The organism is Alkalibaculum bacchi (assembly GCF_003317055.1).
GTDB lineage: Bacteria > Bacillota > Clostridia > Eubacteriales > Alkalibacteraceae > Alkalibaculum > Alkalibaculum bacchi.
In genome coordinates, this window is sequence record NZ_QNRX01000010.1 from 1 (window position 1) to 25,864 (window position 25,864).

The 25,864-nt window shown below is 34.3% G+C and carries 27 protein-coding genes, 1 riboswitch and 1 other annotated feature; of the genes, 8 read left to right on the forward strand and 19 right to left on the reverse strand.

Annotated elements, in window-relative coordinates:
• Positions 1-160 precede the first annotated feature (160 nt).
• Positions 161-544: a lactoylglutathione lyase gene (gene gloA, locus DES36_RS08390; protein WP_113920782.1), complete on the reverse strand. Its 384-nt coding sequence runs from the start codon at positions 542-544 to the stop codon at positions 161-163.
• Positions 545-701: 157 nt separating this feature from the next.
• Here gloA and DES36_RS08395 point away from each other — a divergent pair, with 157 nt between their 5' ends.
• Together DES36_RS08395 and DES36_RS08400 are read left to right on the forward strand one after the other, a co-directional pair.
• Positions 702-1,145 carry an NfeD family protein gene (locus DES36_RS08395; RefSeq protein WP_113920783.1) on the forward strand — a complete coding sequence of 148 codons (444 nt, stop codon included), beginning with the start codon at positions 702-704 and terminating at the stop codon, positions 1,143-1,145.
• 2 nt (positions 1,146-1,147) lie between these two features.
• Positions 1,148-2,041: an SPFH domain-containing protein gene (locus DES36_RS08400; RefSeq protein WP_113920784.1), complete on the forward strand. Its 894-nt coding sequence runs from the start codon at positions 1,148-1,150 to the stop codon at positions 2,039-2,041.
• 123 nt (positions 2,042-2,164) lie between these two features.
• On the opposite strand, the gene DES36_RS08405 is transcribed toward DES36_RS08400, so the two are convergent.
• The gene (locus DES36_RS08405; RefSeq protein WP_113920785.1) at positions 2,165-3,388 is read right to left on the reverse strand and encodes an ATP-binding protein; all 1,224 of its coding nucleotides are present in this window, start codon (positions 3,386-3,388) and stop codon (positions 2,165-2,167) included.
• Positions 3,389-3,579: 191 nt separating this feature from the next.
• Here DES36_RS08405 and DES36_RS08410 point away from each other — a divergent pair, with 191 nt between their 5' ends.
• The 4 genes from DES36_RS08410 (at position 3,580) to DES36_RS08425 (ending at position 7,172) form a co-directional block, all read left to right on the forward strand.
• Positions 3,580-3,975, forward strand: a complete 396-nt coding sequence (locus tag DES36_RS08410; RefSeq protein WP_170128243.1) for a PspC domain-containing protein — start codon at positions 3,580-3,582, stop codon at positions 3,973-3,975.
• A complete protein-coding gene (locus DES36_RS08415) occupies positions 3,965-4,870 on the forward strand; it encodes a LiaI-LiaF-like domain-containing protein (protein WP_113920787.1) in 906 nt (301 codons plus the stop codon). The genes DES36_RS08410 and DES36_RS08415 overlap by 11 nt, the downstream gene beginning before the upstream one ends.
• A 50-nt stretch (positions 4,871-4,920) precedes the next feature.
• Positions 4,921-5,152: a binding site (T-box leader), on the forward strand.
• Positions 5,153-5,434: 282 nt separating this feature from the next.
• Positions 5,435-6,742 carry a phenylacetate--CoA ligase family protein gene (locus DES36_RS08420; RefSeq protein ID WP_113920788.1) on the forward strand — a complete coding sequence of 436 codons (1,308 nt, stop codon included), beginning with the start codon at positions 5,435-5,437 and terminating at the stop codon, positions 6,740-6,742.
• A gap of 4 nt (positions 6,743-6,746) precedes the next feature.
• A complete protein-coding gene (locus DES36_RS08425; protein ID WP_113920789.1) occupies positions 6,747-7,172 on the forward strand; it encodes an ACT domain-containing protein in 426 nt (141 codons plus the stop codon).
• A 282-nt stretch (positions 7,173-7,454) separates the two neighbouring features.
• Here DES36_RS08425 and thiT read toward each other — a convergent pair whose 3' ends face one another.
• The 7 genes from thiT to DES36_RS08460 all read right to left on the reverse strand — a co-directional run bounded on the left by thiT (position 7,455) and on the right by DES36_RS08460 (position 13,381).
• The gene (gene thiT, locus DES36_RS08430; RefSeq protein WP_113920790.1) at positions 7,455-8,078 is read right to left on the reverse strand and encodes an energy-coupled thiamine transporter ThiT; all 624 of its coding nucleotides are present in this window, start codon (positions 8,076-8,078) and stop codon (positions 7,455-7,457) included.
• A 31-nt stretch (positions 8,079-8,109) separates the two neighbouring features.
• A riboswitch (TPP riboswitch) is annotated at positions 8,110-8,198 on the reverse strand.
• 60 nt (positions 8,199-8,258) lie between these two features.
• A complete protein-coding gene (locus tag DES36_RS08435; protein WP_170128244.1) occupies positions 8,259-9,248 on the reverse strand; it encodes an NAD(+)/NADH kinase in 990 nt (329 codons plus the stop codon).
• A gap of 29 nt (positions 9,249-9,277) precedes the next feature.
• Positions 9,278-10,120 carry a DegV family protein gene (locus tag DES36_RS08440; RefSeq protein WP_113920792.1) on the reverse strand — a complete coding sequence of 281 codons (843 nt, stop codon included), beginning with the start codon at positions 10,118-10,120 and terminating at the stop codon, positions 9,278-9,280.
• Between the two features lie 9 nt (positions 10,121-10,129).
• Complete coding sequence (locus DES36_RS08445; protein ID WP_170128245.1) at positions 10,130-10,576, reverse strand: MarR family winged helix-turn-helix transcriptional regulator; 447 nt, start codon at positions 10,574-10,576, stop codon at positions 10,130-10,132.
• A gap of 280 nt (positions 10,577-10,856) precedes the next feature.
• A complete protein-coding gene (locus DES36_RS08450; protein WP_113920794.1) occupies positions 10,857-11,537 on the reverse strand; it encodes a DUF1638 domain-containing protein in 681 nt (226 codons plus the stop codon).
• A 205-nt stretch (positions 11,538-11,742) separates the two neighbouring features.
• Positions 11,743-12,444, reverse strand: a complete 702-nt coding sequence (locus DES36_RS08455; protein WP_113920795.1) for a GntR family transcriptional regulator — start codon at positions 12,442-12,444, stop codon at positions 11,743-11,745.
• A 364-nt stretch (positions 12,445-12,808) separates the two neighbouring features.
• Positions 12,809-13,381, reverse strand: coding sequence for a 5-formyltetrahydrofolate cyclo-ligase (locus tag DES36_RS08460; protein ID WP_170128246.1), 573 nt, complete (start codon positions 13,379-13,381; stop codon positions 12,809-12,811).
• A gap of 303 nt (positions 13,382-13,684) precedes the next feature.
• Here DES36_RS08460 and DES36_RS14820 point away from each other — a divergent pair, with 303 nt between their 5' ends.
• Entirely contained in the window at positions 13,685-13,852 is a 168-nt protein-coding gene (locus DES36_RS14820; protein ID WP_170128247.1) for a hypothetical protein, read from the forward strand.
• A 147-nt stretch (positions 13,853-13,999) separates the two neighbouring features.
• Here the strand turns inward: DES36_RS14820 and DES36_RS08465 are convergent, their stop codons facing one another.
• From DES36_RS08465 to DES36_RS08500, 8 genes are all read right to left on the reverse strand, one after another.
• Positions 14,000-15,631: a nucleoside kinase gene (locus DES36_RS08465; RefSeq protein WP_113920797.1), complete on the reverse strand. Its 1,632-nt coding sequence runs from the start codon at positions 15,629-15,631 to the stop codon at positions 14,000-14,002.
• Between the two features lie 141 nt (positions 15,632-15,772).
• Positions 15,773-16,225 carry a ribonuclease HI gene (gene rnhA, locus DES36_RS08470; protein ID WP_113920798.1) on the reverse strand — a complete coding sequence of 151 codons (453 nt, stop codon included), beginning with the start codon at positions 16,223-16,225 and terminating at the stop codon, positions 15,773-15,775.
• Between the two features lie 196 nt (positions 16,226-16,421).
• Positions 16,422-16,961: a Holliday junction resolvase RecU gene (locus tag DES36_RS08475; RefSeq protein ID WP_113920799.1), complete on the reverse strand. Its 540-nt coding sequence runs from the start codon at positions 16,959-16,961 to the stop codon at positions 16,422-16,424.
• Between the two features lie 108 nt (positions 16,962-17,069).
• Positions 17,070-18,014, reverse strand: a complete 945-nt coding sequence (locus DES36_RS08480; protein ID WP_113920800.1) for an RluA family pseudouridine synthase — start codon at positions 18,012-18,014, stop codon at positions 17,070-17,072.
• Between the two features lie 9 nt (positions 18,015-18,023).
• The gene (polA, locus tag DES36_RS08485) at positions 18,024-20,705 is read right to left on the reverse strand and encodes a DNA polymerase I (RefSeq protein ID WP_341457133.1); all 2,682 of its coding nucleotides are present in this window, start codon (positions 20,703-20,705) and stop codon (positions 18,024-18,026) included.
• Positions 20,706-21,063: 358 nt separating this feature from the next.
• A complete protein-coding gene (locus DES36_RS08490) occupies positions 21,064-22,245 on the reverse strand; it encodes a DUF4349 domain-containing protein (protein WP_113920801.1) in 1,182 nt (393 codons plus the stop codon).
• A gap of 2 nt (positions 22,246-22,247) precedes the next feature.
• Positions 22,248-22,820 carry an RNA polymerase sigma factor gene (locus DES36_RS08495; RefSeq protein WP_113920802.1) on the reverse strand — a complete coding sequence of 191 codons (573 nt, stop codon included), beginning with the start codon at positions 22,818-22,820 and terminating at the stop codon, positions 22,248-22,250.
• A 225-nt stretch (positions 22,821-23,045) separates the two neighbouring features.
• A complete protein-coding gene (locus DES36_RS08500; protein WP_207657440.1) occupies positions 23,046-23,393 on the reverse strand; it encodes a phage holin family protein in 348 nt (115 codons plus the stop codon).
• Positions 23,394-23,706: 313 nt separating this feature from the next.
• Here DES36_RS08500 and mgsA point away from each other — a divergent pair, with 313 nt between their 5' ends.
• Entirely contained in the window at positions 23,707-24,117 is a 411-nt protein-coding gene (gene mgsA, locus DES36_RS08505) for a methylglyoxal synthase (protein ID WP_113920803.1), read from the forward strand.
• 221 nt (positions 24,118-24,338) lie between these two features.
• Here the strand turns inward: mgsA and DES36_RS08510 are convergent, their stop codons facing one another.
• Both DES36_RS08510 and DES36_RS08515 read right to left on the reverse strand, forming a co-directional pair.
• Positions 24,339-24,953: an ABC transporter ATP-binding protein gene (locus tag DES36_RS08510; RefSeq protein ID WP_113920804.1), complete on the reverse strand. Its 615-nt coding sequence runs from the start codon at positions 24,951-24,953 to the stop codon at positions 24,339-24,341.
• Entirely contained in the window at positions 24,913-25,860 is a 948-nt protein-coding gene (locus DES36_RS08515) for an ABC transporter ATP-binding protein (RefSeq protein ID WP_113920805.1), read from the reverse strand. The genes DES36_RS08510 and DES36_RS08515 overlap by 41 nt, the downstream gene beginning before the upstream one ends.
• Between the last annotated feature and the right edge of the window lie 4 nt (positions 25,861-25,864).

Consider the following 25,864-nt stretch of genomic DNA (forward strand, 5'->3'; position numbering starts at 1 on the left):
TGACCACCTGACCACCTGACCACCTGACCACCTGACCACCTGACCACCTGACCACCTGACCACCTGACCACCTGACCACCTGACCACCTGACCACTTTGCAAAAAAGTTCCATGCAAAAGCAATAAACCTTATTACTTAAGACATAGAACTTTCCTATTTTTATGCTTGTTCAATTATTTCTATTGCATAGCCATCTGGATCTTTGACGAAGTAGAGTTTTAATCCTGAATCGTCAAGGCTCTTTGGCTCGGATACTGAATATCCTGCGCTTCTATGTGCTTGGTATGATTTTTGCAAATCGTCTACGTAAAAAGCTACGTGACTGTATCCATTCCCAAGTTCATAAGGCCCGTTTTGATCGTAATTATAAGTCAGTTCAATTTCATGACCGCTAATTTCATCAGCCATATAAACGAGTGTAAATCTTTTGTCAGGATAATCCACTCTCTTAGCCTCTTTTAAGCCTAATGCTTTATTGTAGAATTCTATTGATTTATCTAAGTCAAAAACTCTAATACATGTGTGAACAAGTTCGTATTCCATGTTTTAATTCCTCTCTTTATCAAAAGTATAATTATTAGTTATTTTATATACTGTAAGGGCTATATGTCAAGAAAATTCCGCCTTGAATGCAGTAGAATTTCTAGTAGTTCATTCATTTGTATGTTATAATAAAATTACCATTAAAAGGAGGGAGATAATGGATAATGAACAGATGATTCTCTTTTGGATTGTAGCTATTGTACTATTTTCAATTATCGAAGGTATTACTTTAGGTCTTGCCACTATTTGGTTTGCAGCCGGAGCTTTTATTGCAGTACTAGCAGCAATACTAAACTTCTCTATTCCCGTACAAATCGGCTTGTTTATCGTCGTGTCTTTAGCCTTGCTAGCTTTTACAAGACCTATTGTCGTTAAGCATCTTCGCGTAGGGCGACATAAAACGAATTTAGACGTTATCATTGACTCTATGGGCATTGTTACTAAAGATATTGAACCCTTTAAAGTTGGGCAAGTAAAGGTTAATGGACAGATTTGGACTGCTACCACTGAAGACAAAAATACAATCACAAAAGATACGAAAGTAAAAGTAATTAGAATCGAAGGTGTAAAATTAATTGTAAAAACTCTTGAGGAGGAGTAAATATGCCATATCTTATTTTTTTAGTTCTTATTATAGTGTTTATTATCATTCCTAATATCCGCATTGTACCACAAGCAAATTCCTATGTCATCGAGCGATTAGGTGCATATATGGATACATGGAGCGTTGGGCTACACGTAAAAATTCCGTTAATGGATCGAATTGCAAAAAAAGTTTCTCTAAAAGAGCAAGTAATCGATTTTGCTCCACAACCAGTAATAACAAAAGACAATGTCACTATGCAAATTGATACCGTTATCTACTTTCAAATTACAGATTCTAAACTTTATACCTATGGTGTAGAAAGACCTATGGCTGCTATTGAAAATTTAACTGCCACTACTTTACGTAATATTATCGGCGATTTAGAATTAGATGAAACTCTAACTTCTAGAGATTTAATCAACACTAAAATGCGTAGTATCCTTGACGAAGCTACAGATCCATGGGGAATTAAAGTAAATCGAGTAGAAGTAAAAAACATTCTCCCTCCTGAAGACATTCAGCAGGCAATGGAAAAGCAAATGAGAGCGGAACGTGAAAGACGAGAATCTATTCTTAGAGCAGAAGGAGAAAAGAAATCTTCTATACTAGTAGCAGAAGGACAAAAGGAATCACAAATCTTAATTGCAGAAGCTCAGAAGCAAGCTGCAATCAAAGAAGCAGAGGGTCGAGCAGAAGCGATTATAAAAGTACAAGAAGCTACTGCTGAAGGTCTTAAAATGATCAAAGAAGCTTACCCAAGCGCTGAAGTCATCGCACTTAAAAGCTTAGAAACTTTAACAAAAGTAGCCGATGGCAAATCAACAAAAATCATCATCCCTTCCGAAATTCAAAACCTAGCAGCACTTGCTGCATCACTAAAGGAAATTACAAAAGACGAAGACTTGGCTTAGCCAAGTCTTCGTCTTTTAAGTTGGACGGTTGGACGGGAAAACCCTCACTCGCCTATAGGCGAGATATGCTTTTTCTGACCACCTGACCACCTGACCACCCGACCACCTTGTTTTACATAGAACTTACAACTTAGAACTCAACGAGTCTACGAGTTGCTGTGCCGCTCTTCCAGATTTTGATGCTTTGCTCACCTTCCACTCATTGGCTAATTGTAAAAGCTCTTTTTCAGGGAGTTTGATGCCATTTCTTCTGGCTAATTTTATAACCATTTCATTGTACAAATCATCTTTTGGTTGCTCGTATAAAATGGTAAGACCAAATCGATCAAAGAGAGAAAGTTTTTCTTGAGCCGTTTCGCTTACATTTACATCTTCTTCTCTTTCTTTAAACGTTTCCCTAACTAAATGATGTCTGTTTGACGTTACATAGATTAATACATTATTAGGCTTTTTTTCAAAGCTTCCCTCTATTATAGCTTTAAACTTTTTATAATCTGTCTCAAACTCTTCAAAAGACAAATCATCTATAAAAAGAATAAATTTAAAGTCTCTATGACGAGTAATCTCAATAATAGAAGCTATGGCATCTAATTGTCCTTTTTTAAGTTCAATAATTTTTAGACCCTTGTGGGCATATTCATTGACGAGAGCCTTTACAGATGAAGATTTACCTGTTCCCCTTTGCCCATAAAGCAATACATTATTACCTTTTCCCCGGTCTATAAAACTAAGGGTATTTTCTTTTAGGACCTTGGTTTGCCCTTCATAACCTATTAAATCCTCAAAACGCACACGGTCAAATTCCTTTATTTCACTTAAGCATTGCTTTGCGTCGTCCCACTTAAAAACAGATTCCTTTGAAAATAAACCTGTTCCATTTTCTCTAATATAATTGGATAACTCTTTTACAATAAATCGCTCTCCAATATTGTTATTCGCAAGAAGGCTATGAATATCTATGTTTTCAAATTCCTCTGTATCCAGTGTAAAAACAGTGCTACGATTTACACTCAATTCTTCTAAAACGGTTATCCAGTCGTAATTGTATAGATTTCTAATAATGTGAATATCTCCAGCCACAAGAGTAAGCAAATTTTCGTCTATTCTCTCTCGCCTCTCGCATTTTAAAGTAAACAGATTTTCGTCCATTAGCAGGATATCTAATACTGTTTGCTTCCATGAGATTCCTTTTTTTCCAGAAATACGAACAATCTCATACTGCATTTGAAATAAATGCTCTACTTTATGAGGAATTTCTCTAGCAGTGGTAAATTTTCTAAATTGGTCGATTACTGGGTTTTGCTGAATATTTCGAAATATTAATAATTCATTAAACATATCTTGCATTGAAAGATCTCCTCTCCGTGGTATACTGAATATAAACAAATCCTCTGAGAAGGTGAATCATTTTTATCTCAGAAGGAAAGTTACAGTATTTTTAACATATTACTATATTACCACATTTATTTTATACTTTCTCATTTTTCAAATGATTATTAGTGGGTATAGTAATAAATGAATAAAAAGGAGGAATCGAATTGGATACTCGATTGCACAAGTCAACAAAAGACAAAATAATCTCTGGTGTATGTGGAGGCCTTGGCGAATATTTTAGGGTGGATTCATCTATTATACGCATCATTTGGGCAATAGCAGCCTTTGCTTATGGAACTGGTATCTTACTTTATATTATTGCTGCCATTATACTTCCATCTGAAGATTATGAAAAAGTGGAAGGGGATAACAAGTCAGAAAATATACTTAATGCTGACAATAGCAAACTCATTGGAATTGTTCTCATTATTAGCGGTGTGCTATTTCTGTTAAGGCAGTTTACACCATTTTTAGATTCTAAGTATGTCTGGCCAGTTATACTCATTGTATTGGGACTATTTATTATTGTAAAGGGAGGGAGTAGAGACCATGAAGAATAAAAACAATATCATCATTGGATTAATATTTGTGTTATTAGGGGCTTTTTGGCTCTTAAACAATCTAAATATCATTCAATATGAATTTAGGTACTTATTTACCGCCTTCAGTAAATTATGGCCTTTAATACTAGTAATTGTAGGCTTAACGATTATAGTAAAAAACAAAGTGATTAATTCTTTACTATGGCTTTTGTTTTTTGTTATACTTCTCGTTTACGGCTATTATCTTCAAGAAAAAGCTCCTATACCTCATTCTTATGAAATAGGTGAATTGGAATCTTACACAATATCGGCGAAGAACGACATTTCTGCTGGTAAATTAGACTTAGATTTAGGGGCTATGGAATTTAATATAAGGTCAGGAACCCCAGATTTTGCGACTATTGACTCTAATTTAGCTGGATTAGATATTGAAGACACTGTAGAAAACAATCTTCAGCATCTACATATTTCACATGAAAATTTTACTCAAAAGTTTTTCTCTGATTCTAAATTTGATTATAGTCTTGATTTAGCTCTCAATGAGGAGCTCCCTTGGAGCCTTGATATTGATTCAGGAGCTGTAAATGGGATAGTAGATTTAAAGAATATAAAATTAAAGGATCTAGATATTGATTTAGGAGCAGGCAATATGGAAATCTATCTAAGTGATAAATCTACAGATGGTACTATAGACATTGACTCAGGAGTTTCTAGAATTGAATTAAATATTCCTAAAGAAGCTGGAATCCTATTAGAATTTGATGGCGCATTAAACTCTACCAATATATCTGAACTAGACTTTATAAAGCAATCTGATAACAAGTACATTACAGAAAACTATGACAACGCTGATTCAAAATACCACATTAATGTAGATATGGGCTTAGGGGAATTTAAAATAAATAAATTTTAAAACCTCCTTGACTTACTCTTTTTCATATTATATTATTAGGTTTAATAATTTAATCGACTGTGAAGGAAAGAGTACTCTATGATAGAAATTAAAGAGAGTTAGTGGCTGCTGAAAACTAACATTTTCATATAGAAGAAGTTCATTCCGGAGTTGTCTGCTGAACTAAGAGTAGGTATGACCGTTTATAACAAAACGTTATCAAATAAGCAAATGGAGTTTTCCATTTGCCCAAAGTGGAGCAATCAATCAAGGTGGTACCGCGGGTATAAACTCGTCCTTTAATTTTATATTAAAGGGCGTTTTTTGCGTGAACTAACGAGCTAAGCAAAAGCGTAGCTTTTGTAGCATACATATGATTCCACAAACAAATGGCTTGCCAATTTGTTTGTGGAATCATGTGGGTGCGTAGATAAAAGCTTTAGCTTTTATTTAGCGAGTGGCGCGACTTGAGAAATTTGTTTGCAAATTTATCAAGTGAGCTGTGAAGTCTCTTACACTTACCCGCCCATAGGCGAATTATGGTTTTGCTGACCACCTTAATAAATAAAATTGGAGTTGATCAAGATGTATTGGAATAAAAGAATTGAAACCATGTCTCGTGATGAATTGATGTATATTCAAAATGAACGACTACAAAAAATGCTACGAAGAATTTATCATAATGTACCTTTTTATCGTAGCCAATTTCAAAGTGTAGATCTTGCCCCTGAGGATATTACAGAGATTAGCGACTTATCTAAATTACCTTTTACTACAAAGCAAGATTTAAGAGACAGTTACCCCTACGGACTCTTTGCAGCGCCATTATCGGAAATCGTTCGAATTCACGCTTCATCTGGTACTACTGGTAAACCTACTGTTGTAGGATATACTAGAGAGGATATAAGTAATTGGGCTGAACTATGTGCACGTGCTTTTGTAGCTGCAGGCGCTGACTCCAATTCAGTAGTGCAGGTCTCTTATGGGTATGGCTTATTCACAGGTGGACTTGGGATTCATTATGGTGCAGAAAAGCTTGGTGCATCTGTTATACCTATGTCTGGCGGTAATACAGAAAGACAAATTATGCTTATGAAGGATTTTCACAGCACCTTGCTAGCTTGTACTCCTTCTTACGCCATATATTTAGCAGAAGCCATCGAACAATATGGCATTGATCCTGGAGAGATCAAACTAAAATCAGGTATATTTGGCGCAGAGCCTTGGTCTGAAAATATGAGAAAAAAGATTGAAGAAAGACTTCATATTTCTGCTCATGATATTTACGGATTATCGGAAATCATGGGACCTGGAGTAGCCATCGAATGCCAATGCAAAAACGGCATGCATATTTGGGAAGATCACTTTCTTCCAGAAATTATTGATCCAAACACTTTAGAGCCATTACCATATGGGGCACCTGGAGAGCTCGTATTTACTACTTTGACAAAGGAAGGCATTCCAGTTCTGCGCTATAGGACGAGAGACCTTTCTGTTTTACATAAAGAAGTATGTGAATGTGGCAGAACTCACGTCCGAATGGAAAGAGTATCCGGAAGAAGTGATGATATGCTCATCATTCGAGGGGTAAATGTATTCCCATCTCAAATCGAAAGTGTTTTAATGGAATTTGGTAATGTAGAACCACATTACTTGCTTATCGTCACTAGAGAAGGTACTTTAGATAATCTAGAGATACAAATAGAACTTTCTGAGGAATTATTCTCAGATCGAATTAGCAATCTAGAAGAATTAGAACGCAAGATAAAACAAAAAATCCACTCTGTTTTACAGATAAGTGCTAAAATCAGGTTAGTAGAACCTAAGAGCATACCAAGAAGTGAAGGAAAAGCAAAACGTGTAATTGATAAACGAAATCTACAAGGGGAGTGATAAAATGATTAAACAAGTTTCTGTATTTTTAGAAAATAAGAAAGGTCGTCTCTCAGAAGCCTTAGAAATTCTTCATAAAAATGATATTAATCTCCGCTCTTTGACCATCGCCGAGACTACAGACTATGGCATTTTGAGATTGATTCCTAACAAACCAGAACAAGCAGCAGAAAAACTAAAAGAGGCTGGCTTTGTAGTAAATCAGACTAAAGTTTTAGCTATTGAAGTAAATGATAGTCCAGGATCTATGCTCACTGTTATCAAAGGCCTCTCTATGTCTGATATTGATATAGAATACTCTTATTGTTGTTTACCGGTACATGAACACAAAGTAGTAATCATCCTAAAAGTATCCGACAGCGAAAAAGCCATAGAGCTATTACGCCAAAGCTCCTGCGCAAAGTTGATAGAAGCAGAAGCCTTCGCATAAAATTGCCTTCGGCAATTTAGCTATCAGCAACCAGTCACTAGTCACTAGCATTAGGGGATTCCTTTGGGGTCACAGATCCTTCGCTAACGCTCTAGGATGACTCGGCAGTAGCTAGGGTCAAAAGTAGAATATTCTAGATGTATAACAAAGGGGGTGATCGAAGATCACCCCATCTTACTCTCGCCTATAGGCGAGAGTTTTGTTGTTTTTCCGCTTTCAGTATTCCGCTTTCAGCATTCCGCTTTCAGCTTTTATGGTTTTGCTGACCACCTGACCACCTTGTCACCTGACCACCTTATTCTTCACCTCATTAATTGCATTTCTCACCGTAGGTATCGCTAATAGTATACACGTTAATAAGGCTTCTGCCCCCATATAAGAACCATTGTAGATGGTAGAGTACATAAATGCCCCTTGCCCTTCTGGTGCATAGGATGCAAAGAAGATGACACCTGATAATACACTGCACACAAGTCTTCCAAGAACACCTAAGAGATACGTAGGTATAATGCCCCGTTTTGCAAGTACTGCCCCCATGCCTAAAGAGCCAAACGCTAAGAGATAGTCCATCAGCATTTGAACTGGATGAATAACATAAGGATTAATTAAAAGATCTAGTAATCCAAATGCAACTCCAGCTAATATTCCTTGTCGCACACCAAAGTAATATCCAATCATTACAATAAACAACATTGAAAAAGGCGTAATAGAACCTCCTTGTGGCATGCGAAATAAAGTAATCTGGTTGAGTACATAAGCTACAGCTACAGCAATTGCAGAATATGTAAGGGCCTTTATATTATTATCCCCCTTTTTACTTAGCTTAAAAATAAGTGCAAAAGCAAGTACGATGAGTACTACTACAAAAATTTGACCTTGCATAGACTCAAAAAAACTTTGTAACATAAAAAAACCTCCTATTTTTTCGCTTGGAGGTATTGACTAAAAACCGCTTCCCTACGCCAGCATTATCTGGATCAGGTCCAAAGGGTTAATCTCAGCCAAAAGGCTCCCCTAGCGAAAAACTATTTATATATTTTTATTTATTATAAACTTACTCATCTAATATGTCAATGTTCAATTTGTTTATACAAAGAATTTGCGTTTCAATCCATATTCTAAAGCAGCTTCTACATCAATCCTTAAAGGACCCTTTCTTCGAATAACAAAGCCAAGAAGCTCTCCACTTTCAAAAGGTAGAATTCTTTCACCATCTAAGGCAATGGTACCCTTTTGAGTAGGCTTAGACACATACATTTGATTTAACTCCATCTTTGAAGGGGTTTCACATTCTACAGTAGTCATTTTTCCAGCAGTAAAAGGAGCCAATACCTTTTTGCGACCACAATGTAGTCGAGTGCGATATCCAAAATCATCCGAATAAGTTGAGAGTGCTTGAACACCGATAATAGAAGAAAATCCTATTGAAGCAGGATGTGATCTAGAAACAATTAGTTCTGAAATATCCTTTATATTTTCTATTGCTCTATTTCCTACAAATATTTGATTGGTAATAGCTACATCAATTAAGGCGTAGTCAATAATTTCTCCATTTTTGTAGACTTCAATAATCTTATCGTGAATAATATAATCATCTTGCATACCGTATTCGCATAAAATTGCTGCAGCCATTCCTACTGTAGTACCTTCATAAAATCGTGGATAAACATTATTGGTTCCAGTAGATATGGGAATAATAGGTATATTAGAATTTTTTGCTGCAACTAATCTATTGGTCCCATCCCCACCTAGTATAATGATACAATGGACTCCTAGTTTTATAAACTCATTTGTCGCTTGTATTGTATCTTCATATGTACCCATTATTCTAAAGTCTAGTATCTCTACATCTGCCTTTAAATCTCCATTTAGCTCCAAACTCGATTTTGCATTGGATCCCATCTCGCTATTGTCTGGCATTATAAATATTTTTTCTACTCCTAAATCTTGAGCGCCTAGAATCATTCTCTCCATAAGGTTGACTTTTTCGTGATTACTGATTGTAGTAGCATAGGAGTATAGTCTTCGAACGTCTTTTCCTGAATTTGGATTCGCAATTATACCAATGCTCTTCAAAATATCATCTCCGTATATTCACTTTCGTACTATTCATCAACATAAGACATAGCAATAGCTCCTGGTCCTGCATGTGTTCCAACTACAGCACCTACAATGGATTCAACGATATAATTTGCATCATATTCTTCTACTAATATCTTTTTTAAATCTTCTAAGTATTCTGTCGCTCCTGTATGAAGCATATATACAGGCTTATCTTTGAGGCTTACTCTATTTTTAGACAAATAATTTCGCACCCAATTTAATGCCTTTTTTTTCCCTCTTACTTTATCTTTTGCTACAAGTTCTCCGTTAGAAAAAGTCAATATGGGTTTTATGTTTAGCATACTACCTAAGAGAGCTTGGCTTGATGATAATCTCCCACCCTTTTTTAAGTACTCTAATGTGTCTACAATCATAAGAGTCTCGTTCTTAGGAATCATATCATTTATTTTATTGACAATTTCTTTTCTGCTCTTCCCTTCTTTAGCCATCTTAGCAGCATAGTGAACCATCAGAGCCTCTCCTAATGTTACCATTTTTGAATCAATAATGCTAATTTTATCGCTATCTAGAGTATTTTTTGCTATCATCGCTGAATTATACGTTCCACTCATACTTGAGGACATGAAAATACCAATAACTTCATCTCCAGAATGAATGATAGATTTAAAAATATCTATAAACTCAGCTGGAGTTACCTGAGAAGTGCTGGGAATGCCATCAAAGGATTCAAGCTTTTCATAAAATTGACTAGGGGATATTTCTTCACGATCTCTATAGGATTCTAATCCAAAATGGACAGTCAAAGGTACAACCTTTATATTATATTTTTTCTCTTCATCAACACTAATATCACTAGCGCTATCAGTGACAATTTGAATAGCCATGTAACACCTCTATTCTTCTCCATATTTATTTGTAAAATAATCAATCAGATTATTTAAAGCTTTCATTAAAGCATATTCTTCTTGTTTGTTTAATTCCGTCACAATTTCATGTACCATATTTTCATGAAAAGATGTGTGTTTTTCCATGATATCATGAGCCTTCTCTGTAAGGTTTACTATAACTACTCTTCGATCCTTTTCACTTCTTTTACGTTTAACAAAACCCTTCTTTTCTAAATTGTTAATAGAAGTAGTAAGCGTTCCCAAAGTAATACTTAATCTAGAAGCTATTTCGCTCATAGGTTTTTCTACATCACTAGCAATTGCCTCTAATGTATGAATTTCTGTAATCGATAGATTTACGCCTAAGCTTCTTATGAATTTTTCTTCTGCCTTAAGAACCAAATTAAACACGATTACTAATGCCTCGTTTAATATACTGTATATATTTTTCATAGTTATCACCATCAAATTAATTTGATAATCAAATTATCCTTTCAATTATAACCTTAAGGTTTTTTGCCGTCAACCATAAGAAAGCGCCTTTGCGCTTTATCTACCTGCCACCAGCTATCAGTACCCTATGGTTAAGCTTCAGGGCAAAGATTTCACCTTTAGAGATTAACATGTTCATTAAAAAAGATATCTTAATTAAAACATAAAACTTGCATCCTAAAATGCAAGTCTTATGTTGTCTATTAAAGAAAAATATATACTATAACTCAAATATAAATTCTTAAAATCTTTGAGACATTTCATCTACTGCAATTTGGCCAAAATGTTTATATATGATTTGTTCTCCAGGCTTAATAATTTCAAAAGATTCATCCCATTTCTCAGACAGTAATTTTTCCAAAATGGATAGACTGCCTTCTTCTACTACAAAACGTAAACTTGTCTTTTTAGCAAGATCTTGAGCTATATCACCATAGTAATCAATGTCATAAGCATTTGTATCAATAAGCATTAAATTTTCATAGTGCTTAAGCATTGCACTAAAAATTCGCTTAGCTCTTTTTTCTCCATATCTTTCTAGACAATACTTGTACTCTACAAATAAGCTCTTCTCTCCATTAATCCAACCTTTAGTTAAAAAATATGTATTCTTTCTAATATCATCAATATCCTTGCGATTACACAGTAACATAGATATGCAATCAGATGTTACTGGAAAGACAATATTGGAATGAGTTGCCTTTAAGCCAACTATTGAATTGCCACAATTACCGTAACCTAACAGAACATTGTCATAACCTATATGATTATCGATAACTTTTTGAAGTTCACTTCTTAGTCGACTAGGTTCATTATGTAAGCTCGCATTCATCCACACCATATCACCAGTAAATTCAACTTTTTCCAAAACCTTTGTAACTTCGTCTTGAATGGTCTCACATACTACTAGTAGATTATTCATATCTCCCTCCTAAAAAGAGTCCTTCGACACTTTAGCCATCAGCGATCACCTGCCAGTCACCAGTGCCTTAAGGTTAAACGACCTGAGTCATAAATCTGACCTTGCATATAAGATTACTTAAGAAGTAGCTAAAGTCCAAAAGAAGAACTTTTCTACTAAATAATGTGAACCCTTGTTTTATTGTAATACACAGGAATTATTTTGTCTACAGTGAAGAGATCGCTTGCAATTGGAAATAATCACTTAAGAAATAAGTAGTTCCCCAACCAACAATTTTATCCTCATCGTCTAAAAGTTTTTGTTCAATAGCCATGATGGGATCCCCATCATTTATTCTCAAATTATCTACTACATCTTTAGATGCTCTTTGTGCTTTTATTTTCAACTCTTTGCGTATAGCAAAAAGAGATTTTTTTTGGGCAACTAACTCAGGAAATGTAGCATAGTTAATTTCTTTTTCTACTACAGGCATCCCCCTATAGTAGGGAATATATTTTAAATCATACGCTACAGGTTTTGTATCAATATACATTAGTCTGCGCACTAGTATAAGTCTTTTATTTTCAAATGCCTTCATATTATACATAGTTTCCATTGTTGGCTTAATAACATTGACATCTAGTAACTTTGTCTCATCTACGCTACCCTCAATGGATTTCATTTCATTAAAATACAGAATATACTTATCTTGATTTGGCACACTTACATAGTTTCCTTTTCCAGGCACAGAGTAAATATAGCCTTCAGAAGATAGTAAAGTCAAACTCTTGCGAACAGTCATTCTTGATACATTATATTGTTCAGAAAGCATATTTTCGGAACAAATAGAATCACCCGGCTCAAGTTCTCCACTATTAATCATCTTCTTTAAATCTTCAGCTATAACAATATAAATTGGCTCTCGCATCTGACTCTCCCTCTGTCTTTATATAACATAATAATCTTATGAGCACAAAAGTCTACTCGAAAGCATTATACAATTCACTCTGATCCTATCTAGACGTCTAAAATATATTCTTCAGTCATTTGCTCTTATCTTATGCCCTTGCATTCTTTTAGTAAGGCATCACAATTCTAATATAACAGCTTTTGTCTTTATACTCTAGCCAAAGACTCCTTATTACTCTTAATAACGTGTATTGGACAAAGACGAAGCAAGACTTCTCATGATATACAAGTGAAATTCATTAATGCTATTGTGATTTTATTAATAATATATATATACCTTATTATAACAAATCCATTCCAACTTGTATATACAACTAAAATATTTAAATTATTTTAAATACATCTTCGTCTGTAACCACATAATCCATGGGAATATCGTGAGCTTCTATCGGTATTTCATCAAAGATAAATTCTTGTAGAACAGGAGCGATTGTTACTAACTTATCTGATGCCTTTGACAATAACTTGTCATAGTATCCCCCTCCATAACCCATTCGATCACCTTGTTTAGTAAAAGCCACTCCTGGCATAATGATTAAATCAATATCTTTTGCATCAACCTGTTCACATTTATTAGGTTCTAGTTCTAAAATCCCATATTTAGTCATATTAAAACCTTCTGGAAACGACTTCGTTTTTCCTAAAATTAAAGTTCGATCACTATATCTGCATATTGGTGTAATTACATTTTTCCCCATTGAAATACACTCAGATATAAAATCATGAGTATTGATTTCTTTACCATAACTAACGTAAATCATGATTGTTTTGCTTTTTTTAAACTCGTCTATTTCCTTAACTTTTTCAAGTATCACTTTACTACGGCGATTTAACTCTTCATCACTTATTCGATCCCTCGCCTCTAAAACTTTTTTTCTCAATTCTTTCTTATTCAATAAAAACACCCCCGAATTATATATAAGTTCATTATACCATAATATATGGATAATTGTTCCCATACCAATTCTTCATATTTCTCTCTTAAGGCTCCAAAAGCACGAGAATACAAAATTTTTATCATTTTTATTATTAAACAAAAAAATTAATTTAAGCTCTATATTATCATTACTGTATTTATAAATTCTAGTAATCTTCCTAACAATTTTCAGAAAATACCTGATTAATTTATACAATACTGCAAAAGATAAAACCGAACTATAAAATGAGTATAAAATACGAAGGAAGGGTGGCAAAAAAACATGAACAAAACCACAAGGAATGCTATGATCAGTACTATGACAGCTGTAGCTGGAGCAGTGATTGTAAAATCAATGCAAAACAATAAAACAAGACGAAAAGTAAAAAAAGCCGTCAACAAAGCATTTGATACTGTTACAGACTCTGTACAGCACATGAATATGAAGTAAGTTGTAAGTAAAGGCATTTTAGTCACCAAAGGTGACTTAATTATTTAGAACTTGCATAGAATTTAGAATAAATAAGCCACCTTCGGGTGGCAAATACATAGAACTTACAACTTAGAGCCGACCTCAAAGAACTGACCCTAGACTTGCTCAATCATAAACGCTTCCACCTATAAATTCCCTAATTATTGAATTTCCTAAAATTTTACTTGTATTATCTATCGGTAAGAAAAGTTCTAGGAAGCCGATTATTCTTTCAGCATGAATATACATTGGACTATCTTCCCTAACTTCTTTTAAAATAGGCAATGCATAATTTCTCATAACAGATATTTCATATAATAAAGCGGAATTAAAAATATAATCTGCTTCTTCCCCATATGGAAAGATATTTATTTCTTCTCCCTCTCGGACGGAGCGCCACATAGTTAAAGTGCTTTCCCCATTATGACCTCTTGTATTATAATCTCTAATCAATCTCCTAATAAGACGAATATCTGTAGTAGGTATTCGATTATAGGAGTCAATATTTAGATGAGTTAAGGCATTGAGATAGATTTTATACTTATTTTCTTTTGGAATATAGTGCGTTAATTTTTCATTGAGACCATGAATTCCTTCTACGATAATTGGGTTATCTTTGGCAATCTTAATTTTTGATCCTCTTTCCCTCTTACCTGTAATAAAATTATACTTTGGTATTTCTACTTCCTTGTACTCTAATAATTGTAGTAGATTTTCGTTGAAGAGCTCAATATCGAGGGCATTGATGCTGTCAAAATCATATTCTCCCCTGCTGTTTTTTGGAGTCTTATCCCGATCTAAAAAGTAATTATCTAATTCAATAGTCACTGGTCTTAAACCATGAACCATTAGATTAGTTGCAAGTCTTTTAGATGTAGTTGTTTTCCCTGCAGATGAGGGTCCTGCTAAGACAATTAACTTAGCTCTATCCGGATTTGATGCAATTTCATTGGAGATATTCATTAAATCTCTTGCATGCCTAGCTTCTGCTACTCGAATCAGTTCTACTATATCATTATCTGCAATTTTTCGATTTAGAGAAACTACGTCTTGAACATCTAAAAATTTACACCATTTTTGATAGTCGGAAAAAACGTGAAACAACTTCTTTTGATCTTCAAATTTTACTACTTTTTGATTATTTGTTTTAGGATAAAGGAGTACAAAACCTGGATAATAATATCTTAAGTAGAACTGTTTTAAATATCCAGTGCTCGGTAACATATATCCATTAAAGTAGCCATAAAGACCATCTAATTCATAAATGCAAATATGGTTTCCATTAATATACTCAAAAAGATCTTTCTTTTGAGGTAATTTTTTTATGGCCTCTTCTTTATTACATGTTACTCTATTGATGGGAAGATCGGCCTTTATAATTTTGTCAACAATACTGGCTATTTTATCTACTTCGTATTTTTTTAACCTTTTATTGCCTTTAAATTGACAATAAATCCCACCCCCTAAAGAGTGCTCAATAGATAATTCCTCTTGTGGCAAAACAATTTTAGCTGCTTTAATCAATACAAAAAGCAAGCTCTTTTCATATATTTTTACACCAAGAGGAGAACTTAAATCGATTAAGTCTAGTTTACAATCTTTAGTTAATAAAAAATTTAGATCCTGTACCCTATTATCAATGCTAACACCCATAATAGGATTATTTGAATCTAATCTTTGAATGAACTCTGCTACAGGCGTTCCATTATTCACTTGGTATTGCTTATCTTGAACTGTTATCGTAATACATTGTTCCATAACTTTCACCCCGTTTTAGTCGCTAGCTTTAAATGCAGTCACTAGTCTTTAGTCGCTAACTTGAATGTATTCCTTTTGGGTCTTTACAGCTACCTTCGGTAGCTAAAGGTCTAGGGACTAAGATCTAGTAACTTCTTTTAGCTATAACGCGTCCATAGCCTGATTTACTAATTCATCTGCTCTGTTATTGTACTTATCATTGGCGTGCCCTTTTACTTTTTCTATGGTAAAATCATGCTTTTTAGACAGCTGGTCTAGCTCTATCCAGAGTTCTTTGTTCTTCAGCTCACCGCTTTTCCCCCTAGTCCAGCCTTTTTTCTTCCACCCTTCAATCCATCCTTGTTTGAAGGCATTTACTACATAGGCTGAGTCGCTGTATAAGGTAACTTTACATCTCTCTTTTAGCATTTGAAGAGCTTTTATAACAGCTAATAACTCCATTTTATTATTTGTCGTATTATAAAAACCTTCTTTGTATTCTTTTACGATATTTTTTGCTGGGTATAAAAGGACAATCCCTAAACCACCTACATTATCCTTAGAAGAATCGTTCCCTCTACAACCACCGTCTGTATATATTATTATTTCTTTCATTGATAATTATTCCCCCCAATTAAGTCGTAAGTTCTACGTTGTAAGTTCTAAGTATTAAGTCACCTCTGAGACTACTTATATCCTGAAGAAAGGATCTTGTTCCATATTAAATATTTAGCTCTATGCTCTTCACTAGAGGTGACAAAAGCATTTACATAGAACTTAGATCGTAAAACAAGACCCTAAAGGATTGGCCCTAGACATTGCTCATTTCACCTAGGTATGTATTCAATGCTTCTAAATAATGGACTAAAAATAGTCCTTTCTTTTTAATTTCATATTTTTCAAGGCACTCTTTATAGGGAATAGATTTTCGACCTTCATTTTGTGCATTGTCCCAGTATCTTTTAATGACTTTAAAAGGTATGAAAAAATACTGATCCTTACTAGAAAAGTATACAATAATAAAAGAGATTCCATTTTGCTTTTCAAATTTCTCCATGAACAGCATTTGATGGCGATGAATATTGGATATGGGCAAGCTTTGCTTTGATGTCTCCTTTGCATCAAAGCATACTGGTATCCCCTGAACATTGCCCATATAATCTACTGTGCTCTTCTGTTCGAAATAAGCTTTCTTTATAATCCCCTTGTTTTGGTCTAATTCTACAGGTTTTATTAAAGTCGGGATTTTTTGAATGACTGCTAAGTTTTTTTTAATGTATTCATCATTGGTTATATTAATAAACTCTTCTAAAGTACTCCCCCTGAGCCCTCTACTATTCCAATAACCCATGTTTTTCCTCCTTTCAGTCGGAAAAGCAGTCGCTAGTCTTTAGTCAATAGTCTCTAGCTTGCATGTATTTCTCTTAGGTCTTTTTAAGCTACCTTCGGTAGCTATGTGCTAAGGACAACTAAGGTCTAAGGACTGTCTTTTAAGAAATTCCTGTAGTTTCTTCGGCAGTGGGGCTGTAATAGTGAGCGATTCTTTTTCGTTGTAGTTTAAAATGATAATTTTATAGGCGTGTAGGAATTGATTGCTTAGCTCGTACTCTTTATTCCATTTTGTATCTCCGTACTTAGGGTCTCCTATAATAGGATGACCGATGGATTTAAGGTGAGCCCTTATTTGGTGGGTTCTTCCTGTTACTAATTCAACTTGTAGTAAGCTTACCTTCCCATTTGAATGTAGAGGCTCTATTTTTGTTATTACTTTTTTTGCCTCGTCATTTAAAGAAGTCTTTGTAATCTTGACTTGGTTCCCCTCTTTTATCCAATACCCCTCTAATGTTTGAGCCTTCGTCACTACGCCTTTGACTAGGGTTAAATAATACTTTGATACTTGATTGTCCTTAATTTTTTGATTGATTTCTTTTAAACCATCGTAAGTCTTTCCTATTATGACAATTCCTGAAGTATTGCGGTCTAGTCTATTGCAGCTCGCAGGGACAAAGGTCTTTTCATCCTTTGGATTGTAGGAGCCACTGTGAATGAGATACGTAATAGCTCGATTAACAAGGGAGTTTCCCTCTCCGTGAGTTAATGTATTTGAGCTTTTGTTTAATACTAAGATTTTATCGTCTTCGTAAAGAATATTGATGTTTTTAGATACTTTATCTATGGATTTTTCTTGTGTAAACTTCTCAACGGTTTCCTCAGCTAAATACAATTGCACTTCGTCTCCTACTTGCAGAGAGTAATTCGGCTGAGCTTTTCCTTTATTTACTTTTATTCGCTTCTTTCGGATCATTTTTTCAATAAATCCCTTAGAGGCTTTATTCATATACTTTAACAAAAATCGGTCTAATCGCTGACCAGCTTCATTTTCTCCAATCTCAATTGCTTTCATATTATGACCTCACTTAGATTCGTACCAATTCTCTCCAATATTAATATCTACCGTTAGCGGTACTGCTAGCTCAGCAGCGTTTTCCATCTCTGACTTTATAATTTCTTTTACCACATCAATTTCATCCCTTTTTGTATCCACAATAAGCTCATCGTGAACCTGTAAAATCAGCTTAGATCTTAAACCTCTTTTGTTAAATTCATTGTATACTCGAACCATGGCAATTTTTATTACATCTGCAGCGCTACCTTGAATAGGTGTATTTAAAGCTAATCGCTCTCCTGCATTGGCAATAACTTTATTTCTTGAATTAATTTCTGGAATATACCTTCTCCTGCCAAATATTGAGGTCACATACCCTTTTTCCTTTGCCTCTACCACAATATCTTTCATGTATTTTTCCACTTTTGGATATCGTCCAAAGTACATATCAATATACTCTTGAGCTTCTTTTCTTGTAACATGAATGTCTTGTGATAATCCAAAAGCTTGTTTTCCATAGATAAGTCCAAAGTTAATAGCTTTGGCGTGACTTCTTTGAAGACTAGTCACTTCTTCTAGAGGGACATTAAAGATTTCTGATGCCGTTCTTCTGTGAATATCTTCGCCCTTCTTAAAGGAATCAATTAACGTTTCATCTCCAGAAATATGAGCTAAAATTCTAAGCTCAATTTGGGAATAATCTGCATCTACAAGGACATTGTCTTTTGATGAAGGTATGAATATTTTTCTTATTTGTCTGCCGATTTCAATCTTCACTGGAATATTTTGCAGATTAGGCTCAGAACTGCTTATTCTTCCCGTAGTGGTTATAGTCTGATGGAAAGAAGAATACAATTTATGATGTTCTTTATCGATGATTCCCTTAAATCCTTTAATATAGGTAGAACTTAATTTGGCTATAGTGCGATATTCTAATATCTTTTCAATAATAGGATGATCTCCCTTTAATTTTTCTAAGACTTCCGCATTCGTAGAGTAACCTGTCTTGGTCTTTTTAATAACAGGCAATTTTAACTCTTCAAAGAGAATTTCTCCTAATTGTTTTGGTGAATTGATATTAAACTCCCGACCTGACAAACCGTAAATACCCTTTGTCAAGCGCTCTAATTCTTTATCAAATTGAATATCTAATTCATTTAACCCATCTACGTCAATTTTAAACCCTTGATACTCAAAAGAAGACAGCACTTCGACTAAAGGCATTTCAATATCTTTATATAAATGCTCCATATTAAGTTCTTCCATTTTTTCTTGAAAGATAGGTTGTAAAAGATAAAGAGCCTCTAGATTGTCAATTAAAAGTCCTTTTTTATCTTCATCCATATCTAAAAAAGAGATTTGATTTTTTTTCTTACCTACTACTTCTTCTCTGCTCTTCATATTTACATCTAGGTATTTTTGAGCTAAGTCATCTATATTATATCTGCTATCAGATGGCTCTAATAAATATGCCGCAATATAGGTATCAAAGTCTGCATTTATTAAAGAGATGTTTTTTTGCATACAGTAAACCATAAGGTCTTTAAAATTATGACCAATCTTTTTAATCTCTTCATTTTCCATAAGCTCTTTAAAAAATAAGATAAAGTCATTTTTATCTATATTGTCCTGAAGAAAGAAGATTTCTTTTTTTATGCCAATGGCCAGTCCATGTAATACTCTTTCATTGTACATATGACTAGAGATATACCAAGTCATAAAGATTTGACCTGCTGACTTAGCCTTTTCTAAAATAGAATCCATAGTAGATTGATCTAGTGCGTCAATAACATCCTTAGAGGACTCAATTGTGTTTTCTTCTTTGGCTTCATCTATATTTCCTAATCTCTTTGAAATAGACATAATATCTAATTCCATAAAGAAGTTTGTAGCTTCCTTTGTTTTGTATTCATTCGTTGAAAATTCATTTAATTCAAAATCTACTGGCACATTAGTAATAATGGTACCTAATTGTCTGCTTAAGAAAGCATTTTCTTTATCATTTTCTAATCTTTCCTTTAACTTACCCTTTTGCTCATGGATATTCTCATAGATTGTTTCTAAGTTTTTATATTGTTGTACAAGCTTAATAGCAGTCTTTTCCCCTACACCAGCTACTCCAGGAATATTATCTGATTTATCACCCATTAAAGCTTTGACCTCAATAAGGGCTTTTGGCGTAATACCTTCACCATAGAGTTTTTCAATTGCCTCTTCATTTATGATATCTACATCGCTAATGCCTTTTTTTGTAAACAGTACATTGATATTGTTATCTACTAATTGAAAGGCATCTCGGTCTCCGGTGAGAATTTTTACCTCAATTCCCTCTGCAGAATAGGTTTTTGCTATGGTCCCTATTAAATCATCTGCTTCAAAACCTTCTAAAGATATTCTCCTAATGTTTAACTTGTCCAGCATTTCATGAATAAGCGGCAGCTGAGTTACCAAGTCTTCAGGCATTTTTAAGCGACCTGCTTTATAATCATCAAATTTTTCGTGTCTAATAGTAGGCTTCTTCTCGTCAAAAGCTACCCCTACATAATGTGGCTGATGCTTTTCTAATATATTCAAAAGAATATTTGCAAATCCATATACAGCATTTGTAGGCACCCCTCTTTTGCTAGTCATAGGGCGTATTCCATAAAAAGTTCTATACATAAGACTATTGCCGTCAATAATAACCATTGTTTCCTTCAATATTACCACCTCAATCTTAATACTATGGTCGTCAAAATTGATCTCGTTTATTCAAACAGGATAATAGACCACTTAGTAGATTATAACAATTTCTCTTCCAAAAGTAACGTGGAAAGTGGAAAGTGGAAAAATGCTAATTCACTGGGAATTAGCATTTTTAACCAACTTCATCTGACTTGCAAGTTTTAAATGGTCATCAAAACCATGCCACCATTGGTGGCTTATTGGTTTTGATGACCACCTGACCACCTGTGGATTTGTCTCGCCTGAAGGGTGAGAGAAATCAATTGGTATTACCCGTGTCAAGGTTGGCGAGGTTTGTAGCGACCATAGGGAGCTACAAGCCCGCAACCTACGACAAACCACCTTATTTCTTCCACTTCTTCCTCACAAACCAAGCTACCGGAAGGAGTATGATGGCAAAGGGGATCATCCTTGCTATGAATACAATTACAAAATGAATTAGCTGTAAGAGCAGATTAATAGATTGGATAAATCCTTTACCGATATTCTCTAATAATTTCCCAAAGGGGGATTTTACGGTAGTGGTCAAGGTTCCTGTTTCTCTAAGATTTACCGTTATAGTCGAATAATTTATCATTCGGTCGTAATTGTCTAATTGTGTATTGATTCTATTGAGCTCTATTCGAACTCTACTGAGCTCTGTCTCAATAGTCAGCATATCTTCTATTTTTTCTGCTTTTTTCAAATAGTCTACTAGCCTATCTTGTTGAATTTCTAAAGATTCTTTTTCGCTTTGAATATCTCTGTACTCAGTAGAAACATTTGTACTGCTAATATTTGTACTAGTCTCTTCTCCAAATTGTTTTAGTTTGTCTATTACTTCATTAAATTTTTCAGCAGGAACACGAATGGTCAAATATGAATGGCTCATATAAAGTTCAGAATCGGTCTGGTTGCCATTATAATTATCGGAACTCTCAATAAAACCACCATTTGCCTTTACATAATCTTTAATTCCTTCCATAGCCTTATTGGCATCCTCCACGTCCAGGCTAAGAGTACCTTGATATATAATTTTATCGATATCAAAAACCTCATCTTTAACTACTGTAGATGACTTTTCACTAGATTCTTTTGCCATCTCAATCCCTGCCGACTGATTATTTTCAAAATCTGTAGCACCATTTTGAGGAGAAACGGAATCTAAAACGACACGAGAGTCCATAGTAGAATCTTCACCGAAAGATGTGCCTTCAGACATATAAAAATTACTAAGGGGAGACTTAAATAATAGACTTGTAATCAAAACACCTACGATAAAAACAGCTACGTAAGGTAAAAATCTCTTCATTTTATTTCCCTTCTTTCTGGTTTCTATTTGCTTTATAACATTCTGGGAAAAATCTTCAGGTACTTTTTCTAGATTTATTGATTTTATAGTACCCACAATGTCCTTTATTTCTATGTAATTATTTTGACACTTTTCACATTGTTCTAAGTGTCTTTCAATTTCAATGATTTCTTCTAAGGAAAGGAGTTCGTCTATATAATCATCTATTTTTTCTTCAAATTGTTTGCAGTCCATTTTTATTCATCCTTTCCCAAACCATAAGGTTTGTTTATTAACTTTTCTTTTAGCGTTTTTCTTGTTCGACTAATACGAGATTTGACTGTGCCTATAGAAATCCCCAAAATTCGACTGATTTCTTCATAGGAAAAACCTTGAATATCTCTAAGTATAATAATTACTCGCTGTTCTAGTTTTAATTCCATTAACGCTCTTAAAATCAGTTCTTTTTTTTCCTTATTTATTACAGTTGCCTCTGGACCTACACTGTGGCCTTGAGGAAATGAAAATCGATCTTCACCAAGAGTTTCTAAAGGGTACTCCCATTTCTTTTTCTTCAAATGATCTTTGCCTGCATTAATAGCAATGCGGAAAAGCCAAGTGTAAAACTGGCTATTTCCCTTATAAGTGTGTAATTTTTTATATACCTTGACAAAAACCTCCTGAGACACATCCTCTGCGTCTTCCCGATTACCTAGAAGGCGTAGAAGTATATTAAAAACTTGCTTTGAGTATTTATTTATTAATATTTCAAAGGCAAGGAAATCTCCTTTTTTAGACTTACTAATTAACTCTTGTTCCAAAACATCCATTTCCCTCACTCCTTATCCCTCTTGTATTAGACGATTATTCCCTTAATTTGTTCCCTTCTTAAATTATAAAGCAGAAAGTGGAAAGGTAAAAGGAAACTTTACGCTTTTTTCTTTTGCGGTTTTGCTTATCACCTGACCACCTGACCACCTGACCACCTTAATAAAAAAAACACCAAGTAAAGACAAACGCCCTTGCTCGATGTTTTTTAGTTTATCGTACAACTTCTACTTATTATCCAATACTTGATCTCCGGGTATTATTGCATCTACGATTCCTAATACTAATGCACCTATTATGGCACCTATAAATGATACATTAAATCCATCTACAATCAATCCAGTTACATATAATACAATTGCAGCAACGATAAACCCAATAAATCCTCTACCGAATGGGGATGCACTGATAGATGTAAATCTAGAAATAAGCCAATCTAGTACACCTATAACGATAGCTGCTACAATCAAGGTCCATATTCCACCTTGAATAGACATTCCTGGAGTAAAAAATGCTGCAATAGCTATGGCAATAGCAGATACAATAATTTGAATTATTAATCTTCCAATCTTCATCACACAAATCTCCTTTTCAGTTATAAGATTAAAATTACGATTACAATAGTATTTTACCCAATTTAGTATATTATATATATTAATTCCCATTTTATATATTTTATTTCTAAAGTTTTATATATAGAATCAGATTATTTTAATCACTTATGAAACAGAAATAAAAACAACGATATATATTATCACATTTTATGTACAGTTAATATTTTATGGAATTTTATCGTTAAATAGAAAACCATTACAATAAAGTTCTCGTGTACCTTGTAAAAAATTAATGATAATATATTCTTAACAGCTAAGAAATGGAGTGATCTGATTGAATATTGCACTGATTGCACATGATAAGAAAAAAGATGATATGATTAAACTAGCACTTGCTTACAGAAATATTTTAAAAAATCACAATTTATATGCAACAGGAACAACTGGAAAGAGAATAATAGAGGAAACAGGTTTAAAAGTAACTCGTTTTAAATCTGGGCCACTTGGTGGGGATCAACAAATAGGCGCTTTCGTATCGGAAGATAAAATAGATATGGTGATTTTTTTAAGAGATCCTCTAACTCCACAACCCCATGAACCAGATGTAAGCGCATTAATTCGACTAAGTGATGTATATGAAATACCTTTGGCGACAAATATTGGCACAGGTGAACTATTGCTTAGAGGATTAGGAGAAGGATTTTTAGATTGGCGTAATGCACACCATCTATGTTCTAGGCTGTAAGCTCTATGTTCTAAGTTTTACATAAAAAGAGCTCCTACTGCGTTTTAGCTATCAGCCACTAGTCTAGGGGATTCCTTTAGGGTCGGCGGCCAGCCATCAGTTTTGAGGATTCCTCTAGGGTCACATTTTAGTAGAGTCCTTCCTCTGAAGTCTTTTTAGCTACTAAGAGATAGTTATCTTTTACTGGCGGCTGGCCGCTGGATGCTATCTTTTACTGGTGGCTATCTTTTATTGATTTCTTCCAAATATACAATTCGTGTACAAATCTGCTCTGCTAGAGCCTTATTGTGTGTGATTATGGCCATGCCTATATGATTTTCTTCTGCAATTTTCATTAATGCTTGCCATATTTGGGCTTGTGTAATACCGTCTAACATGGCAGTGATTTCATCTGCTATTAAAAATTTTGTATCTTTTGTAATAGATCTTGCAATCGCTATTCTCTGCAATTCTCCTCCCGAAAGCTCATTTGGATAACGATCCATCCAAATATCTTTAATCCCTAAAATTTCTAGTAAATTAATATCAATGTCTCCGTTTTCCTTTAAGGCTCTTTTCATTTTCCACTTGGGATTTATGGATTTTTCAGGGTGTTGATAGATTAACTGTACAGGGTAAAAACCTTTTTTTTCAATAGCTTTTTCATCTATAGAAATAGTCCCCTTTGTCTGCGTTAAATGTCCAGCTAGAATTTTTGCAAGGGTGCTTTTTCCATAACCACTCTTAGCTACTAAACCTACCCTCTCCCCACAGTTTACGCTAAAGTTGACATCTTCTAAAATCATTCTATCTTTTTTATACTGAAAGCTTATATTTTTTGCCTGCAAAATCGACATTACATCTCACCATTTCATCTTCAAATTTTTGAGTATTTACGCTATGATCACAGATTTGCTCCTTGCACTCACATCGATCCCTAAATATACAACCTTGATTCTCTTTATCAGGAATTGGTTGAGAACCTGGTATAGGCTTAAAACCGTTTGTTGGAAGTGATCTATATAATGCTCTCGTATAAGGATGTTTTAGATATTGGATTCCATGGTGAAAATACCTTGCCTTTGTTATTTCAACAATTTCTCCTCCATAGAAAATAGCTAATTTATCTGAGTAATGAATGGCCAAATCGATATCGTGGGTAATCAATATGACGGCTTTATCTTTCTTTGCGAAACTTTTAAAATAATCCATGGTTTTCTTAGCGGATTGAATATCTAGGCCTGGCGTTGGTTCATCCGCTATAATCAACCTAGGATTTTTCATCATTGTTGTCGAGATAAGCACTCTTCGAGCCATTCCTCCCGACAACTGAAAAGGGTATGACTTTTCCACGCTTCTGTTCAATCCAAATTCTTTAAAGATTTTTCTCTGTTTTTTTATGGTTTCGTCATCTGAGGCAAAATTTCTTACTTGCTTTCCTACTTTTACCAATGGATCTAAGGAAGAAATGCTCTGTGGAATAAATGTGATTTCTTCGCCTCTAAGTTCATCAAGTAATTTTTTATCTACATTTTTTCCATCGTAAATAATTTCTCCACTTGATATGGCATTACCCGGTAATAATCCTAAGATAGCACTTGCTAAAACGCTCTTTCCACTGCCACTAGCCCCTACAATAGTGAGTATTTCACCTGGATAGGCTCTTATAGATAAGTCATTAACAGCCCAACTTTGCTTTTGTTTTGATCCGTTGATTTTAAATCCAACAGATAAATTATTTATTTCAAGTAATGGTCTTTTCATAGGA

Excerpts from the sequence above, each read along its gene's own strand:
- gloA (WP_113920782.1), bottom strand. The coding sequence starts at position 544 with ATGGAATACGAACTTGTTCACACATGTATTAGAGTTTTTGACTTAGAT.
- DES36_RS08395 (WP_113920783.1), top strand. The coding sequence starts at position 702 with ATGGATAATGAACAGATGATTCTCTTTTGGATTGTAGCTATTGTACTA.
- DES36_RS08400 (WP_113920784.1), top strand. The coding sequence starts at position 1,148 with ATGCCATATCTTATTTTTTTAGTTCTTATTATAGTGTTTATTATCATT.
- DES36_RS08405 (WP_113920785.1), bottom strand. The coding sequence starts at position 3,388 with ATGCAAGATATGTTTAATGAATTATTAATATTTCGAAATATTCAGCAA.
- DES36_RS08415 (WP_113920787.1), top strand. The coding sequence starts at position 3,965 with ATGAAGAATAAAAACAATATCATCATTGGATTAATATTTGTGTTATTA.
- DES36_RS08420 (WP_113920788.1), top strand. The coding sequence starts at position 5,435 with ATGTATTGGAATAAAAGAATTGAAACCATGTCTCGTGATGAATTGATG.
- DES36_RS08425 (WP_113920789.1), top strand. The coding sequence starts at position 6,747 with ATGATTAAACAAGTTTCTGTATTTTTAGAAAATAAGAAAGGTCGTCTC.
- thiT (WP_113920790.1), bottom strand. The coding sequence starts at position 8,078 with ATGTTACAAAGTTTTTTTGAGTCTATGCAAGGTCAAATTTTTGTAGTA.
- DES36_RS08440 (WP_113920792.1), bottom strand. The coding sequence starts at position 10,120 with ATGGCTATTCAAATTGTCACTGATAGCGCTAGTGATATTAGTGTTGAT.
- DES36_RS08445 (WP_170128245.1), bottom strand. The coding sequence starts at position 10,576 with ATGAAAAATATATACAGTATATTAAACGAGGCATTAGTAATCGTGTTT.
- DES36_RS08450 (WP_113920794.1), bottom strand. The coding sequence starts at position 11,537 with ATGAATAATCTACTAGTAGTATGTGAGACCATTCAAGACGAAGTTACA.
- DES36_RS08455 (WP_113920795.1), bottom strand. The coding sequence starts at position 12,444 with ATGCGAGAGCCAATTTATATTGTTATAGCTGAAGATTTAAAGAAGATG.
- DES36_RS14820 (WP_170128247.1), top strand. The coding sequence starts at position 13,685 with ATGAACAAAACCACAAGGAATGCTATGATCAGTACTATGACAGCTGTA.
- DES36_RS08465 (WP_113920797.1), bottom strand. The coding sequence starts at position 15,631 with ATGGAACAATGTATTACGATAACAGTTCAAGATAAGCAATACCAAGTG.
- rnhA (WP_113920798.1), bottom strand. The coding sequence starts at position 16,225 with ATGAAAGAAATAATAATATATACAGACGGTGGTTGTAGAGGGAACGAT.
- DES36_RS08475 (WP_113920799.1), bottom strand. The coding sequence starts at position 16,961 with ATGGGTTATTGGAATAGTAGAGGGCTCAGGGGGAGTACTTTAGAAGAG.
- DES36_RS08480 (WP_113920800.1), bottom strand. The coding sequence starts at position 18,014 with ATGAAAGCAATTGAGATTGGAGAAAATGAAGCTGGTCAGCGATTAGAC.
- DES36_RS08490 (WP_113920801.1), bottom strand. The coding sequence starts at position 22,245 with ATGGACTGCAAACAATTTGAAGAAAAAATAGATGATTATATAGACGAA.
- DES36_RS08495 (WP_113920802.1), bottom strand. The coding sequence starts at position 22,820 with ATGGATGTTTTGGAACAAGAGTTAATTAGTAAGTCTAAAAAAGGAGAT.
- DES36_RS08500 (WP_207657440.1), bottom strand. The coding sequence starts at position 23,393 with ATGAAGATTGGAAGATTAATAATTCAAATTATTGTATCTGCTATTGCC.
- DES36_RS08510 (WP_113920804.1), bottom strand. The coding sequence starts at position 24,953 with ATGTCGATTTTGCAGGCAAAAAATATAAGCTTTCAGTATAAAAAAGAT.
- DES36_RS08515 (WP_113920805.1), bottom strand. The coding sequence starts at position 25,860 with ATGAAAAGACCATTACTTGAAATAAATAATTTATCTGTTGGATTTAAA.